This is a genomic window from Croceitalea sp. MTPC6 (assembly GCF_036985525.1).
In the GTDB taxonomy this organism is placed as follows: Bacteria; Bacteroidota; Bacteroidia; order Flavobacteriales; family Flavobacteriaceae; genus Croceitalea.
Map to the genome: position 1 here is coordinate 113221 of NZ_BTGR01000006.1, position 15891 is coordinate 129111.

The window sequence follows — 15891 nt, forward strand, 5'->3', positions numbered from 1 at the left end:
CTTGTCGCAGTTATCACGGTCAAAAACACAATAAGAGCCACAAAGGTTATTGTAACCATGATAGCTTGGTTAAGCCTTTGTATATGAAGTATTTTATATCGCTATCTATTTTTTTAATCAGCAACATATTAATTGCTCAAGAAGAATACACTATAAGAGGAACTATTAGTGACAAAACAAATGGAGAAACAGTATTTGGCATAGCGGTATATCTTAAAGGTACCACAATAGGAACCACAACAAACGAATATGGTTTCTACTCTATAACAGCTCCAAAAGGAGAATATACTTTGGTTATTTCGTCTTTGGGATACAAAGAGATACAAGAAAAAATATCGCTTGTTAAAGATATAAGATTGAGCATTGAAATTACAGAAGACTTAAACACTTTAGACGAAGTTGTTATTACAGCAACAGAAGACTCAAAAAAACTAAACATTCGAAAACCTCAAATTGGGGTTACTACTTTAAGCGCATCAACAATAAAAATAGCTCCAGCTGTAATGGGCGAAGTAGATCTTATAAAAACCATCCAGCTTTTGCCAGGAGTTACAAATAATGGAGAAGGTTCTGCCGGGTTTAATGTAAGAGGCGGAGCAGTAGATCAAAACTTGGTGCTTTTAGACGAAGCTATTATTTACAATACATCTCACTTTTTTGGACTATTCTCTGTTTTTAATAACGATGCAATTAAAAATGTAAAACTTTACAAAGGTGATATACCCGCAAAATTTGGAGGTAGAACAGCTTCTGTATTAGATGTAAGACAAAAAGAGGGGAACAATAAAAGGCTCGAACTCAATGGAGGTATTGGGCTAATATCAAGTAGGCTTACTGTTGAGGCTCCACTGTTTAAAAAGAAAGGCTCTTTTCTATTAGCAGGAAGAACAACTTACGCACAGTTATTTTCGGGCTTGTTAGACGATTTAAGAAATAGTAATATTAGTTTTTACGATATAAACCTAAAAACAAATTATGAAATAAATGAAAATAATAAGATATATCTATCAAGTTATTTTGGGCGAGATGTTTTTAATATTGTAAATCTAATAGACAGTAATTATGGAAACATTTCTGCAAATCTTAGGTGGAATCATGTCTTCAATGATAAGCTGTTTTCTAACCTATCGCTTATATATAGTAAATATGATTATCAGATAATACTGGACTTTGATCAATTAGATTGGATATCGGACATAACAAATTATAACCTAAAATACGATTTTGGATATTTTGCAAGCGATAAACTAAAAATAGATTTTGGAGCAAGTGGCATCTCATATAATCTCAATCCTGGAGAAATTACTCCATCGACCCAAACCTCTCCTATTAATCCATTAACATTAGACCAAAAAAGGGCTTTTGAGGGAGGACTTTATGTAAGTGCAGATCATAAAATTACAGATAAACTTACTGCAAGATATGGTTTACGCCATAGCACATTTGACCGATTAGGAGGGCAGTCTATTACTGATTATGCTAATAATCAACCTGTAATTTACAATCAAGAGTTGGGTATTTACCAAGAAGGAGAAGCCACAGGAGAAACAGCTTACTCAAAAGAACAGACTATTGAAAAATTTGGAAATTTAGAACCACGATTAGGTTTATCTTATGTATTAACAGACAACTCGTCCATAAAGGGAAGTTACACTCGCACAGCACAATATATGCATTTACTGTCTAATACAGCATCGGTGACTCCTTTAGACGTTTGGACAACAAGTGGAACATATGTAAAACCACAATTATCCAACCAATATGCTTTTGGTTACTATAAAAAATTTAATAATAACGCATATTCACTTGAAGCAGAAACCTATTATAAAACTACCCAAAACCGTATTGATTATATTGACGGGGCAAGCTTAATAGGAAACAATAATATCGAGACCGAAATTTTAAATGGTGAAGCGAGAGCCTATGGACTTGAATTGATGTTTAGAAAAAACAAAGGTCGCTATACAGGGTGGATTTCATATACTTTAGCTAAATCCGAGCAGCGTTCTTTTGGAGGAAATGCCGGAGGTCCTGGAATTAATAATGGCAATTGGTACAATGCCCCTTTTGATCGTACACACGATATTTCTATTACAGGAGTCTATAAATTAACCGATAAATGGACATTTAGTGCAAATGCAATTTACCAAACCGGTCGTCCTGTAACTTATCCTGTTGGACAATTTGAATATGAGGGCTCCTCTGTTGTGATTTTTAATGAAAGAAATGCCGACAGATTACCTGCTTATCATAGATTAGACATTTCAGCGACCTATAAACCCAACCGCAAACCTAATAAACAGTGGAAAGGTGAGTGGGTTTTTAGCATTTACAATCTTTACAATAGGCAAAATGCAGCCTCCATATCATTTAACCAAAACTATAATACTGGAGTAAACGAGGCCTTGAGGACTACAATATTTGGTATAATTCCTTCCGTAAGCTATAACTTTAAATTTTAAGAATCATGAAGTACATAATAAATATATTTAAAATAGAAAACAAGATTAAAGTATTAAGCCTTATAGGATTAAGTGCCATTATTTTTTCTTGTACAGAGCCCATAGACCTAACTGTACCAACCGAATCTCCAAGATTAGTTATTGAGGCATCTTTAGATTGGGAAAAAGGGACTTTAGGAAATAATCAGACCATAAAGCTAAGTCTTTCCACACCTTATTATGATACAGCACCAAACCCTGTAAGTGGAGCATCCGTAATAGTTGAAAATACTACAAATGGAGACGTTTTTATCTTTAATGATCAACAAGATGGCAGCTATACAACTACAAACTTTGTGCCTATAATTAACAATACATACAATTTAGAGGTAATTTACAACAACGAAACATATACTGCTCAAGAAACCTTAATTTCTGTTTCTGAAATAAATAGAATTGAACAATCTCGTGAAGGTGGTTCAGATGAAGAAGAACTGGACCTAACCATCTATTTTGACGATCCGGCAAATGAAGTGAATTTTTATTACATCACCTTTTTAGAAGGAGAGGATCTGCTTCCCACAAGAGAAATAATGTCTGATGAGTTTACAAATGGTAATGAAATGTCTCTTTTATATGAAGAAGATGAGGCAGATGCAGAAGATGAGATTTTACCAGGAGATGAAGTAGATATTAATATATTTGGTGTATCCGAACAATATTACAATTTTTTGAATAGATTAATTGAGCAAGGCGATAATGCAGGAGATCCCTTTGCAACCGTGCCAACAAGACTAAGAGGTAATTATATAAATCCAGAAAACCCAGAAAATTACGCTTTTGGGTATTTTAGGGTTACAGAATCTGTAAACGAGGTTTATACTTTCGAGTAGGTGTTTTAGCCGAATTTGAAAAGTACATTCTTCTAAAAGATTATCCGGAATATCCTGCATCCATCAGAAACATCTATTTGTTAGAAGGTTCTAACAAACTTATTTCTACAATGTCTGAAAAAGAAGTATCTAATACTTTAAAATATTAGATACAGAAGTGCTTTTAAATGAAGTTGTGAAAGTGGTTTCAAAGAGAATAAATTGACAACTTTTCCAATTCAAAAAAGTAACAGGAATGACACCCACACAATTCAAGAAGTCTGTGGACAAAAACCGAAAATCCTTGGATGAGATTTAAGATGTTTTTACTAGTCTTAGAGGGATATTTTTAATCAATAGATAATATAATGAGTTACCATTAAACTGAATTTAGATATCAAAATGAAATTAGACAGAAAGAAACATTGGGAAACAGTTTATGAAACTAAAAATCCAGACCAAGTAAGTTGGACGCAAGAAATACCAAAAACTTCGCTGGAGTTTATACATTCGTTCGAACTAAACAAAAACGCAAAAATTATAGACATTGGTGGTGGCGACAGTAAGCTTGTTGACTATTTACTTGAAGAAGGGTATAATAATATTACTGTGCTTGATATTTCAGAAAAAGCAATTGCAAAAGCTAAAAAAAGACTGGGGGAAAAGGCGAGTAAAGTAAATTGGATTGTGAGCGACATTACTGAATTTGAACCTCATCCGTCTTATGATGTCTGGCACGACAGAGCAACTTTTCATTTTCTTACTACGGATGAACAGATTAAAAAATATATTAAGATAGCGACAAAATTTGTAAGTGGTTATTTAATAATAGGAACCTTTTCACAAAACGGACCAAAAAAATGTAGCGGACTTGATATAAAACAATACAATGAAGAGGAATTAACATCAGAATTAAAAAAAGGATTTGACAAAATTCAATGTATAACTGAGGACCACTTAACACCATCTAACACCACACAGAATTTTCTGTTTTGTAGTTTTAAAAGACAATTAACTGTGAAGCCACTAATATCTTTACCTGCAAACTAAAAAAAACAGATGCACATTTTGGCACTTTAATTTTTTACCCACACATAAACCAAAACAAAAGGAACATAATGCTGTTAACTTCTTTATCATTTTATATTTATTTTAGCATTTGCTTAAATAAGAAATAATTGTAACTTTGTTTTATGGAAAATAATTCTTGTATAAGACAGCAAGCGGATATTAAACAGGTAAACCGTTGTAAAGAAACAGTTTCAGAACTAAACGAAACATTTGATTATTTAGCAAATGGACTTTCATTGGTTGGTAATAGTGTAAGACTTAAGATACTTTACTTACTCTTTGAGGAGAAACGACTTTGTGTTTGCGACTTAAGCGATATTCTCGGAATGAATATTTCTGCCATCTCTCAACATCTGAGAAAAATGAAGGACAGAAATTTATTGGATACCGAAAGAGATGCTCAAACCATTTTTTACTCGCTAACCCCTGAATATTCAATATTGTTGAATCCTTTCTTTGAAATACTTGATAAAAACAAAGTTTTAGAAACGATATGAAAGCAGAAAAGACATCAAAAAACGCAGCTTATACAGGTTTGTTCGCTGCGGTTGCGGCATCATCCTGTTGCATACCACCAGTTATTGCGCTAATTGCAGGAGTGGGTGGTAGCGCATCAGCACTATCATGGATGGAACCTTTTAGACCCTATTTAATCGGTTTGGCCGTTGTAGCAATTGGTTATGCCTGGTATGCTTACTTAAAACCTCAAAAAGAAGATGATTGTTGCGAAGTTGATGCAAAACCAAAATGGTATCAAACCAAAGGGTTCTTAATCGTTATTACATTGTTCGCTGTCATTGCTATTGCATTTCCATATTATTCAACCATTTTTTATCCGGACAATAAAAAAGAAGTGGTCATTGTAAGCCAATCTGATATTCAAATCATAAACTTTACTATTCAAGGAATGACCTGTGCTGGCTGTGAAGAAAGCATAAAACACGCTGTAAATGAATTGGACGGCATTATAAATGTAACCCCTTCCTATGAACAGGGAAGTACCGTCGTAGAGTTTGATAAGTCTAAAACCTCTAAAGCAGCTATTGAAAAGGCAATTAATTCAACAGGTTATAAAGTAACAGACAGAAAAAACTAATGGAGATTCAATTAAAATCAGAAATTACCTGTCCAAATTGTGGATACAAAAAAGTAGAAGATATGCCGACAAACGCTTGCCAATTCTTTTACGAGTGTGAGAATTGTAAAGAAGTATTAAGACCAAACGAGGGAGATTGTTGTGTCTATTGTAGTTTTGGTTCAGTAAAATGTCCTTCAATACAGCTTAATGAAAATTGTTGCTGAATTACTCTTCATATACTTAAATCTAAGATAAGTGAAAATTCTGCAAATCATTCGGCTTATTACGTAACACATTAAAATCATTAAATCCTGAAATTTGTAGTGTACAAATAAGAATGGATTTATGGAGGCAATCAACATATTTGAAACCAAAAAAAGGAATACTAAAAAAGGAATACTAAAATCCTTCCCAGTAACAGGGATGACCTGTGCGGCATGTGCATCTAGTGTTGAATCTATACTCTCACATACCGAAGGTGTGAACGACGCGCAAGTTAACTTTGCCAACAGTTCGGTATTGGTGGATTACGACGAAGCCACTACCGAAGAACAATTGCAAAATGCCTTAAGACAGGTCGGTTATGATATTATTATAGATGCTGAAGACCCTTCAGGAATACAACAAGAACTTCAACAGAAGTATTATCAGGACATAAAAAACCGTACCATCTGGTCGGCTATACTTACGCTACCCATTTTCGTGTTGGGAATGTTCTATATGCAATGGGAACCTGGCAAATGGATTTCTTTGGTATTGGCCTTTCCCATTCTTTTTTGGTTTGGGCGTAGCTTTTTTATCAATGCGTTCAAGCAGGCCAAACACGGAAAAGCAAATATGGATACCTTGGTGGCGTTGAGCACCGGAATCGCCTTCCTCTTTAGTATGTTCAATACTTTCTTTCCTGAATTTTGGTTGAGTCGTGGCATCGAGCCTCACGTGTATTACGAAGCGGCTACTGTGATTATTACCTTTATTTCCTTGGGGAAACTATTGGAAGAAAAGGCAAAATCAAATACCTCTTCAGCCATCAAAAAGCTGATGGGCCTTCAGCCTAAAACCCTTAAAATTATTGAGAATGGGGAAGAAAAGGAAATTCCTATTGCATCCGTACAGGTAGGTCAGACCATTTTGGTACGTCCCGGAGAAAAGATTCCTGTGGATGGCGAAGTTTCCAAGGGAAGCTCGTATGTAGATGAAAGTATGATTACTGGAGAACCTGTTCCAGTTCAAAAATCCCAAGAGGAAAAGGTATTCGCTGGTACCGTTAATCAAAAAGGGAGCTTTCAATTTACCGCTGAAAAAGTAGGTGGAGAAACCTTGCTTTCACAAATTATTAAAATGGTTCAGCAAGCGCAAGGGAGTAAAGCACCAGTTCAAAAACTGGTCGATAAAATTGCCGGTATTTTCGTTCCTGTGGTATTGGGCATTTCCATTGTAACCTTCATGGTCTGGATGTCAATAGGAGGCGATAATGCCTTCTCACAAGCCTTATTAACTTCTGTAGCCGTATTGGTCATCGCTTGTCCCTGTGCCTTGGGCTTGGCAACGCCTACCGCCATAATGGTGGGTATCGGCAAGGGAGCCGAAAACAATATTTTGATAAAGGATGCAGAAAGTTTAGAGCTTGGCCATAAAGTAAATGCAGTCATCCTCGATAAAACGGGTACGATTACGGAAGGAAAACCATTGGTAACCGATATACTTTGGAAGGATACCCTTGAAAATCAAAATAAATACAAGGAAGTTCTCTTGGCTATCGAAGCACAATCGGAACATCCTTTGGCAGAAGCAGTCGTTAATCATTTGAAAGAGGAAAATATTGAACAAGCAGAAATTACTTCCTTCGAAAGCATTACCGGAAAAGGTGTAAAGGCGCAACAGCAGAATGGTTCAAAATATTATGTGGGCAACCATAAACTAATGGTCGAAAAGAATATTCAAATCGACGCTACTTTAATGCAAACGGCAGAAAGTCTCGAAGAAAAGGCAAAAACAGTCATATTCTTTGGTAACGAAAATCAAGTGCTAGCGATACTGGCCATCGCGGACAAGATTAAAGAAACTTCAAAAAAAGCCATAGCTACGCTTCAAGAAAGAGGCATCGAGGTCTATATGCTCACGGGAGATAACAATAAAACGGCTTCTGCCGTGGCACATCAGGTAGGAATAACAAATTATCAAGGCGAAGTAATGCCTTCCGACAAAGCGGCTTTTGTTGAAGAATTACAGGTGGAGGGAAAAATTGTCGCAATGGTAGGCGATGGTATCAACGATTCGCACGCGTTGGCGCAAGCCAATGTTAGTATTGCAATGGGTAAAGGTTCGGATATAGCAATGGATGTTGCAAAAATGACCTTGATAACATCAGATTTACAATCTATCCCAAAAGCATTGGAACTATCAAAAAGAACCGTGTTGGGCGTACGTCAGAACTTGTTCTGGGCATTCATTTATAACATCATTGGTATTCCAATTGCAGCAGGAGTTTTGTATCCAGTAAATGGATTTTTATTGGACCCAATGATTGCAGGGGCGGCAATGGCATTTAGTAGCGTGTCCGTGGTTGCCAATAGCCTCAGATTAAAACGGATAAAGCTTTAATGTAAACTATAAATTCAAAATTATGAAGACTCTAAAATTCAAAACAAATATCAACTGCGGTGGGTGTGTATCAAAAGTAACCCCTTTTTTAAACAAACAAGAAGGTGTAGAAAGTTGGGAGGTGGATACCGCTAATCCTGATAAAATCCTTACTATTGAGAGCGATGGTGCAACCGAAGAAGATGTAAAGGCAACTTTGCAAAAAGTGGGATTTAAAGCAGAACCTGTAGATTAAAACCTTTCTTTTAATATGGTTTATATTTTAATTTCGGTTGTGATTATTCTCTTTGCTGTTCATTTTTATAGAAAAGCCAAACGCCAAAGCGTAAAGCCATTTCCAGAGCATTGGCATAAATTATTAATGGATAATGTGCTGTTTTATAGAAACCTTTCAAAAGATAGGCAGCTTCTTTTTCAGCAAAAAATGATGCTATTTTTAAGTGAGGTCTATATCGATGCTGTGCAGTTTGAACTGGAAGAGTTGGATAAGGTTTTAATTGCAGCAAGTGCCGTCATTCCAGTTTTTGGCTTCAAGGAATGGCACTACACAAATTTAAGTGGCATCCTTTTATATCCAGATAATTTTAATGAGGATATGCAATTCAGCAGTAAGGATAACTCACGGAATATTGGTGGAATAGTTGGTAATGGAAGATTCGAGAAACAGATGATACTTTCTAAAAAAGCATTGTATCACGGCTTTAATAATACAACCGATAAAAGTAATACTGGCATACACGAATTCGTACATCTTATAGATAAGTTGGACGATAGAACAGACGGTGTGCCAGAACGGCTATTGGAACATCAATATGCCATACCTTGGTTAAACTTAATCCATAAAGAAATGGAAGCGATAAATGATAACCACTCTGATATCAGAAAATACGGAGGCACTAATCAAGCTGAATTCTTTGCCGTTGCTTCAGAGTATTTTTTTGAACGCCCGAGCTTGCTTAAAAAGAAACATCCCGAATTATATCAAATGTTGGTTGAATGTTTCCGTCAAGAACCTAAAACTGACGAGCCCAAAAAGTCATAATTAATTCAATGGTGTGACTTGTTTGACAGCCTCTATTGAGTCCGTTATTGTAATAATTACTTGCAAATCAAGTTCATAAACCTCCGATTTTCTTCAACACATACAATTTTGAATACAGATTGTACATATTTTTCCTACAAATTGTAGAAAAAAGATAATTTTGAATCCTATAATAAGCTCTGCCTATTTTTACTCATTCTTCCCCTATCAGAGCGGTCATACATAAACGGATATTCTTTAAGCAAGAAAGATTGCCAATTCCTTTCTAGAAATTGGACTGCTTTTTTCTGAAGAAACGGCAATTCAATTACTTAATCGAAAATAGAATATTATGGCGCTGGGAGACGGAATAAGAAGAAACATTGCACATGTATCGGATGTTGAAAGAGATCGTTTTATCAATGCGGTCGTACAACTAAATAGTCGTTATTATGCCGATGGGGTTTCCAAATGGGTTAAACAAGATCAAATACATGAAGCTACCCATGTACATGGTGGGCCTTCGTTCTTGCCCTGGCATAGGGAGCTGTTAAATCGCTACGAACAGTTATTAAGGGAAATTGATCCCGATTTGTCACTGCATTATTGGGATTGGACGGAAGACCCACGTGCCGCCGCTAATGTAAGTGGAGGAACATACAATATTTTCACGACTTCCTTTATGGGCGAATCCAACGGAAATGTGGGAGCGCCATTTGCTGGCTTTCCACCCATTTCGAGAGATGTTGCAGGAGGTGCAGCCGCTCCTTCACATCCTAGCGTTGAGTCCGACACGACCATTCTCGATTCATCCGATGGCTTTCCGCAAAGTGAACAATGGCATGAATTTCGATTAAGGCTCGAAGGTTCTCCCAACCATAACAGCATTCATGGCTATATTGGGGGCACCATCGGCCCTGCCCATACCGCCTTTGAAGATCCGTTCGTGTTTGTGATGCACGCGAACATAGATCGCCTGTGGGCCAGATGGCAGACGGAAGTCGGCGAAGAGTGGCGTTTGGATCCGCTATTCACTTACGGAAACGAGACCAATGATCCTTCCATAGTCGAAAACCTAGAACCATGGGCAGGTGGCTCTGGACTAAGACCTTGGGCGGCACCCGATAATCAGCAAGAAGTCAAAAACTCCAAACATATATCGGTTGTGATTCCTCCCTGTTACGATACCAATTTGAACAATGAGCCCATTGTTGAAGTGGATAATGTTGGTACGCCACCTTTAATTAATTTTAAAGATATACCTGAAGGAGATACAGCTGCCCGTGCAGCCGTATTCAATATATTCGGTTGTGCCGAGGCTACAATTAGGGTAAAACCTGGATCAGAGCCATCGTCACCGTTTTCAATTCTACATCCGATATCCGGTTCGATAACCGTAGCGCACGAACCTGTTGCTTTTAAGATAGGTCGTATATGGTTGGCATTTACGGCTGGTGCGGCGGGTGTTGCCGTACCGGATGGATCGGTCACGTTTGAATGCATAGAGAGCGGACAGGAATTTACCTTTACCCTCAAGGCGAATGCTATAGAGAGGCCAACAGTGGCAGTAATTCTTGCTTTAGATCAATCGGGCAGTATGAACGATCCAGCAGGAAATTTGGGAAATACTCGTATCGAGGTACTTAAGGATGCGGCGAGGACTTTTGCGGAAATCATTCCGCAACAAAACGGTCTTGGGTTGATTCGATTCGATTCAAATGCTTATCCAGTAAATCATGCTACCTTCCCCGGTCTAAACGTGACCAAAATCAATTCGGACAGTATGTTGGATGCGAATCGCATTATGGCAATCAATGCGGTAACGAGCCATGCCACGAATCCGGGAGCGAGAACTTCCGTAGGCGATGGAGTGCAACTGGCAAGGGATGTATTGGCCCCAATCCCTCTTTCGGAATATCAACAAAAGGCCATTATCGTATTTACCGATGGTCTGGAAAACGAACCGGTAGATATTGCCGATGTAACCGGGGCTATAGATAACCAAACCTTTGCCATTGGTCTTGGAAATGAAAGTCAAGTAAACACCACTGCGCTCACAGCACTTGCAAACTCCACCGAAGGTTGGTTATCTTTTATTAACCGGATTGCTATCGGCGAATATTGACGATTACTTTAGGCTAACAAAGTATTTTTTACAAATACTTGCAGGAGTAACCAATAACAATATTATTCTTGATCCAAATGGTTACATAGCCCCTGGTACAACAATTAGTATTCCTTTTTATGTAAACGAGGCTGATATTGACGGCACGGTAATTTTACTGACCGATTATCCAGTGGTGGATATCATTTTGGAAACTCCCGGAGGGGACTTAATTAATTCTGGCAATGCAGCGGGTCTCGGTATTTCCTACGGCGAAGGTTCCAAAAGCAAGAACTATAAATTCACAATGCCTGTTGCCTTTCCTGCCAATAATCATGGCGGCAAATGGATTGCACACCTTAAAGTGGATAAAGATGATTTTAAAAAATATGTATCGATACTTAGGGATACAAAAAATAATGACCCTAATGCCATACAATCTTTTGTTACACACGGTGCCAGATATTCGTTGGTTGTCAATACGTATTCCAATCTAAAGATGGAAGCCGCCATTTATCAGGATAGTCTTGAACCAGGCTCCGAGATGGTATTAAGGGCGACACTTAATGAATATGGCCAACCCGTTGAAAACAGGGCAGTAATAAATGTCGAGGTAGAACGACCCGACAATACACAATTTGTTCTGCAACTTGATGAAATAGAAGCTGGTGTGTTCGAGAAATCGTTCCCTGCGCAAATCTCTGGGACTTATTTTTGTCGGTTTGTTGCACGTGGTGCTACGTTAAGAGGAACGGCATTCACAAGAGAACAGACCTTCACGGGTGCAGTATTTAGGGGCGGCGATAATCCAACCAATGGAGGGAATACGGGCACGGATGACCCCAGCAGTATAGGCGAACTAATCGAAAAATGCTGTAAAAACCTCACTCGCATATTGATTGCGATACTGATATTGCTAGTAATTTTTATTATACTGTATTTGCGTAGATAAAAGTATATTTCAATTATTAAAACCATAAAGGCCGCCCACTTCGAGAATGGCTTTTGTGGTTTCTATTCTTTAGATATTATTTGAAGAAAAGTTACTTGCCCAAAACTTCATAGAACAATCGTTCCAACCTTTTACCTCGCCCCAAAGAATACTTCAAGCATCGAATTCGATTCTAAACTTCACAGCAGTCTCTTAACCCTTTATTAATAGAATTAAAAATGAAATCTTTTACGGCAACCCTATGCGGTTTCGAATGATATTTTTAATAGAAATTTAGGAAAGGTGTTCATTTGAATTCGTTAGACGACACGCTAAAAAAATTGGAAACATTCATGAATAATTCAAAAATTTTAATAGAAACCCTGAACAATTGCGTTGTTCAGTGCAATCGTTGTGTCGATGCCTGCTTGGATGAAGATGACATCGCTTCAATGGTAGACTGCATTCGTGCCAATCGCGTATGCGCCGAAATTTGCGGTACAGCCTCGAAAATACTGGCCACGACCTATAAAGACGTTGGCGACCTGATAAAGTATTGCCATAGGCTGTGTATGTCATGTGCCACGGAATGTGAAAAACATGAACATCAACATTGTGTTGAATGTGCGGAAGCCTGTAGAAAATGTGCGGCTGCCTGCAAGGATACTTTAGTGAAATATGAAACCTCAAACATACAGCAAGATGAAAATTATTTTTAGAACAGCTGTATTTCTAAACCCATTTTTAGTGCTGACCTACTGTTTGGAAGGTAAAATGAAGCAGAGCGTAAAGGTACTAACACCTCACGAAGTCAAGGCTGCAGCCCAAACTTATAGGGTAGCCAAATACTTCGCAGAAGGTTTTGGGTACAAGTATGGTGTTGAACCTTCTGGAAATCAAAAATCCATGTGTTGGGGAAAAGTTGATGGACTGCGGTTTGGTTGATGAAGTAATAGAAATATAACTGATTAAATTATAAGAAAATGAAGAAAACATATTCAATCGAAGGGATGAGCTGCAACGGATGTCGCGGCCATGTAGAAAAATCACTTTTGAACGTAACGGGCGTCGCCGATGTATCGGTCGATTTGGAAGACGCACAAGCAACTATTGAGTCACAGCATGAGGTACCACTGGATAATTTAGAGGAGGCGCTACAAGATAGCCAGTATTCGATTCAGCCACTGAAAGTTGATTAACATCGCCTCGTCATAATAGTTGTATGAACTTTTTGTAAACGAAATATCAAATCAAATCACTCTTATGGGCCAGATTATGCACAAACATTCATACCGTCCAGAGGAAAAGAACGCTTTTAAGAATTTAATTTCAATTTATTCAAGAACATAACTTTAATATAGAACCTAAAAAAATGGAAAACAAACACGAAAACGGCAACAATTACGGTAAATTTTTTACGATGATTGCTACCGCAATGGTAGCAATGTTCTTTTTAATGTATACCCATTCGTACCAGATCATTGATCATTTCTGGTACAGTGAAACCCGATTTTTCATGACGTTGATCATGGCCGGTTCCATGATTGTCATAATGCTCCTCTTTATGTTGAATATGTACAAAAAGCGGGGAGTAAACATAGCAATAATCGGATTGGGTATCCTATTGATAGCCGGTGGTATCGGTTTGGTTAGAAGTCAGGTTACCGTCACTGGTGTTGATTATATGGAAGGCATGATTCCCCACCATTCCATCGCCATTTTGACAAGTGAGCGGTCTCAAATTAAGGATATACGCGTAAGGAAACTTGCTGACGAAATTATAAAGGCACAGCGTAGGGAAATTATGGAAATGGAATGGCTGATCAACGATATCAAAGAGAATGGTCTAGTAAAAACAGAAGAAGAACGGAAAAACAGGCCCTTGCCCAAGTTTGAAGGAAAGCTAGGCGAAGAAACACGAAACCTGACTGAATAGCTAGATTACTTTGGCTTGGAAAACGAGGAGGGTTGATTTTGATTTGACTTCCAACAGGAAAATTCGCACATTATGAGAACTTTAGCAGTAATTTTTAGCCTTACTATATTCGCTTACGGCTTGGGGCAGGATAAAGCGATAGATTCGCTTCCCGAACCGTTCGCTACGAAATCCGTTTCTAACTTTTCGAATGTCATAGGTTGGGAAGACGGTAGGACGCCCAAAGCACCGGAAGGTTTTACCGTTACCAAATACGCCGATGGTTTCGAGAACCCTCGTTGGTTGTACGAACTGCCCAATGGTGATATTTTGGTTGCACAGGGCAATTCGAACTATGGTTTCTTTAAACGTATCGGTGCATGGCTTATCGGTGCGGGGAAATCCAAAAATCTTTCCCCTAGTGCCGACCTGATTACCTTGCTCCGTGATATCGATAACGATGGAAAGCCCGATGTTCGGGAAACCTTTCTTCACGATGGCTTGAACCAACCTTTCGGTATGTTGCTCATTGGAAACTCTTTTTATGTGGCGAATACCGATGCATTGATGCGATATCCATATAAAGAGGGACAGATGAGCATTACCGCCAAAGGGGAAAAAATAGCCACATTACCGGCCGGAAAGGCCAATCAACATTGGACGCGAAACATCATAACGAACGGAGATGAATCGAAAATCTATATTGCAGTGGGAAGTGGGAGCAATATTGCAGAGAATGGTATTGAAAAAGAATTGTTGAAAGCTAACATTTTACGCTGCAATACCGATGGTTCGGAATTGGAAGTACATGCTTCCGGTCTTCGAAATCCCGTTGGAATGGACTGGGAACCAGAAACCCAAGCTTTATGGACGGTGGTCAACGAACGCGACGGGCTGGGCAACTTTCTGGTGCCCGACTATCTGACCAGCGTTCAAGAAAATGGTTTTTACGGATGGCCCTATACCTACTTTGGACACGAAGATCCGAGAGTCAAAATCGAAAAGCCCATGAGAAGGGGCGAAGCTTTGATTCCGGATTATGCCCTAAAATCACACACGGCCTCCCTAGGATTGGTCTTTTATGATGGGAATAGTTTCCCGGAAAAATATCGCGGCGGTGCGTTTATTGTACAACACGGTTCTTGGAACAAAGAAAAACTTTCAGGCTACCGGGTCATCTACATTCCCTTTAAGAATGGGAAGCCCTCGGGACCTGAAGAAGATTTTTTAACAGGTTTTATAGTTAATCCAAATGAAGACGAAGTTTACGGTAGGCCCGTAGGTGCAATAGTTACCCAAGATGGGTCATTATTGGTAACCGATGATAAAACGCATACGATTTGGCGTATAAATACAACCGACTGAATTCGTAATCCAACTTCATTTCCTATGGAGTGGTGTTCTTCTAAGAACTTAAAATTAAATTTGAGGTTATTGCTGCAACGAATAGGTATATGGGCCATGTCCTTTCTTGTTTGAGCCAGCCCATTCCCCGAACATTTTAGGAATGCCACCGCCCAAAAATAACGAGTCATCATCTACAATCAGCCAAGAAATAATTGGGGCGGGATTATTGTGGGACCATATCTTTTTTCAACTTCAACAAATTTGAGCCTATGAAGAAATTTTAATATGAGCGCTCACAATGAAAAGGAATCAAAAGTGTACACCAATAGTTTTGAAGCTTTGGCTTTGTTTGCCATGTTCCTGCGGAAGTTCAAAAATCTTCCACTTCAAGACTTCCCGAGCGAACCGCTACGCCGGTTCGCATTCGGGGTCTTTCAGTTCCAGATTTTTGAACACCCTCTGAACCGCGCATAAACCCAAACAGACGAAAAAAATCGCCTGTTTGCA

The 15891-nt window shown here is 38.4% G+C and carries 16 protein-coding genes and 1 pseudogene; all 17 read left to right on the plus strand.

The genetic code is table 11. The annotated features are described in order from the left end of the window. The first annotated feature begins 83 nt into the window (after positions 1-83). The 17 genes and pseudogenes from AACP56_RS12240 (at position 84) to AACP56_RS12320 (ending at position 15402) form a co-directional block, all read left to right on the plus strand. Positions 84-2462 carry a TonB-dependent receptor gene (locus AACP56_RS12240; RefSeq protein WP_339337149.1) on the plus strand — a complete coding sequence of 793 codons (2379 nt, stop codon included), beginning with the start codon at positions 84-86 and terminating at the stop codon, positions 2460-2462. 5 nt (positions 2463-2467) lie between these two features. Then, positions 2468-3334, plus strand: a complete 867-nt coding sequence (locus AACP56_RS12245) for a DUF4249 family protein (RefSeq protein WP_339337148.1) — start codon at positions 2468-2470, stop codon at positions 3332-3334. A gap of 381 nt (positions 3335-3715) precedes the next feature. After that, the gene (locus tag AACP56_RS12250; protein ID WP_339337147.1) at positions 3716-4363 is read left to right on the plus strand and encodes a class I SAM-dependent methyltransferase; all 648 of its coding nucleotides are present in this window, start codon (positions 3716-3718) and stop codon (positions 4361-4363) included. Between the two features lie 143 nt (positions 4364-4506). Continuing rightward, positions 4507-4881 (plus strand): ArsR/SmtB family transcription factor, encoded by a 375-nt coding sequence (locus tag AACP56_RS12255; RefSeq protein WP_339337146.1) that lies wholly within the window; start codon positions 4507-4509, stop codon positions 4879-4881. Then, positions 4878-5480, plus strand: a complete 603-nt coding sequence (gene merTP, locus AACP56_RS12260; protein ID WP_339337145.1) for a mercuric transport protein MerTP — start codon at positions 4878-4880, stop codon at positions 5478-5480. The genes AACP56_RS12255 and merTP overlap by 4 nt, the downstream gene beginning before the upstream one ends. Next, positions 5480-5686 carry a GDCCVxC domain-containing (seleno)protein gene (locus AACP56_RS12265; protein WP_339337144.1) on the plus strand — a complete coding sequence of 69 codons (207 nt, stop codon included), beginning with the start codon at positions 5480-5482 and terminating at the stop codon, positions 5684-5686. Before merTP ends, AACP56_RS12265 begins: the two co-directional genes overlap by 1 nt. A 121-nt stretch (positions 5687-5807) precedes the next feature. After that, on the plus strand, positions 5808-8066 hold the full coding sequence (locus AACP56_RS12270) for a heavy metal translocating P-type ATPase (RefSeq protein ID WP_339337143.1): 2259 nt from the start codon (positions 5808-5810) through the stop codon (positions 8064-8066). A gap of 22 nt (positions 8067-8088) precedes the next feature. Further along, the gene (locus AACP56_RS12275) at positions 8089-8301 is read left to right on the plus strand and encodes a heavy-metal-associated domain-containing protein (protein ID WP_047418647.1); all 213 of its coding nucleotides are present in this window, start codon (positions 8089-8091) and stop codon (positions 8299-8301) included. A 15-nt stretch (positions 8302-8316) separates the two neighbouring features. Beyond that, a complete protein-coding gene (locus AACP56_RS12280) occupies positions 8317-9108 on the plus strand; it encodes a M90 family metallopeptidase (RefSeq protein WP_339337142.1) in 792 nt (263 codons plus the stop codon). Positions 9109-9439: 331 nt separating this feature from the next. Continuing rightward, positions 9440-10024 (plus strand): annotated as a pseudogene (locus tag AACP56_RS18030) (tyrosinase family protein); the annotation flags it as partial. An 18-nt stretch (positions 10025-10042) separates the two neighbouring features. Continuing rightward, the gene (locus AACP56_RS12290; RefSeq protein ID WP_339337140.1) at positions 10043-11212 is read left to right on the plus strand and encodes a vWA domain-containing protein; all 1170 of its coding nucleotides are present in this window, start codon (positions 10043-10045) and stop codon (positions 11210-11212) included. Continuing rightward, on the plus strand, positions 11193-12143 hold the full coding sequence (locus AACP56_RS12295) for a hypothetical protein (RefSeq protein WP_339337139.1): 951 nt from the start codon (positions 11193-11195) through the stop codon (positions 12141-12143). Before AACP56_RS12290 ends, AACP56_RS12295 begins: the two co-directional genes overlap by 20 nt. Positions 12144-12433: 290 nt before the next feature. Beyond that, positions 12434-12841, plus strand: coding sequence for a four-helix bundle copper-binding protein (locus AACP56_RS12300; protein WP_339337138.1), 408 nt, complete (start codon positions 12434-12436; stop codon positions 12839-12841). Continuing rightward, the gene (locus tag AACP56_RS12305) at positions 12825-13067 is read left to right on the plus strand and encodes a hypothetical protein (protein ID WP_339337137.1); all 243 of its coding nucleotides are present in this window, start codon (positions 12825-12827) and stop codon (positions 13065-13067) included. The genes AACP56_RS12300 and AACP56_RS12305 overlap by 17 nt, the downstream gene beginning before the upstream one ends. A 38-nt stretch (positions 13068-13105) precedes the next feature. After that, positions 13106-13321 (plus strand): heavy-metal-associated domain-containing protein, encoded by a 216-nt coding sequence (locus AACP56_RS12310; RefSeq protein WP_339337136.1) that lies wholly within the window; start codon positions 13106-13108, stop codon positions 13319-13321. Positions 13322-13494: 173 nt separating this feature from the next. Beyond that, positions 13495-14058 (plus strand): DUF305 domain-containing protein, encoded by a 564-nt coding sequence (locus AACP56_RS12315; protein WP_339337135.1) that lies wholly within the window; start codon positions 13495-13497, stop codon positions 14056-14058. Between the two features lie 72 nt (positions 14059-14130). Continuing rightward, on the plus strand, positions 14131-15402 hold the full coding sequence (locus tag AACP56_RS12320; RefSeq protein ID WP_339337134.1) for a PQQ-dependent sugar dehydrogenase: 1272 nt from the start codon (positions 14131-14133) through the stop codon (positions 15400-15402). Positions 15403-15891: the final 489 nt, after the last annotated feature.

Excerpts from the sequence above, each read along its gene's own strand:
- AACP56_RS12240 (WP_339337149.1), top strand. The coding sequence starts at position 84 with ATGAAGTATTTTATATCGCTATCTATTTTTTTAATCAGCAACATATTA.
- AACP56_RS12245 (WP_339337148.1), top strand. The coding sequence starts at position 2,468 with ATGAAGTACATAATAAATATATTTAAAATAGAAAACAAGATTAAAGTA.
- AACP56_RS12250 (WP_339337147.1), top strand. The coding sequence starts at position 3,716 with ATGAAATTAGACAGAAAGAAACATTGGGAAACAGTTTATGAAACTAAA.
- AACP56_RS12255 (WP_339337146.1), top strand. The coding sequence starts at position 4,507 with ATGGAAAATAATTCTTGTATAAGACAGCAAGCGGATATTAAACAGGTA.
- merTP (WP_339337145.1), top strand. The coding sequence starts at position 4,878 with ATGAAAGCAGAAAAGACATCAAAAAACGCAGCTTATACAGGTTTGTTC.
- AACP56_RS12265 (WP_339337144.1), top strand. The coding sequence starts at position 5,480 with ATGGAGATTCAATTAAAATCAGAAATTACCTGTCCAAATTGTGGATAC.
- AACP56_RS12270 (WP_339337143.1), top strand. The coding sequence starts at position 5,808 with ATGGAGGCAATCAACATATTTGAAACCAAAAAAAGGAATACTAAAAAA.
- AACP56_RS12275 (WP_047418647.1), top strand. The coding sequence starts at position 8,089 with ATGAAGACTCTAAAATTCAAAACAAATATCAACTGCGGTGGGTGTGTA.
- AACP56_RS12280 (WP_339337142.1), top strand. The coding sequence starts at position 8,317 with ATGGTTTATATTTTAATTTCGGTTGTGATTATTCTCTTTGCTGTTCAT.
- AACP56_RS12290 (WP_339337140.1), top strand. The coding sequence starts at position 10,043 with ATGCACGCGAACATAGATCGCCTGTGGGCCAGATGGCAGACGGAAGTC.
- AACP56_RS12305 (WP_339337137.1), top strand. The coding sequence starts at position 12,825 with ATGAAAATTATTTTTAGAACAGCTGTATTTCTAAACCCATTTTTAGTG.
- AACP56_RS12310 (WP_339337136.1), top strand. The coding sequence starts at position 13,106 with ATGAAGAAAACATATTCAATCGAAGGGATGAGCTGCAACGGATGTCGC.
- AACP56_RS12315 (WP_339337135.1), top strand. The coding sequence starts at position 13,495 with ATGGAAAACAAACACGAAAACGGCAACAATTACGGTAAATTTTTTACG.
- AACP56_RS12320 (WP_339337134.1), top strand. The coding sequence starts at position 14,131 with ATGAGAACTTTAGCAGTAATTTTTAGCCTTACTATATTCGCTTACGGC.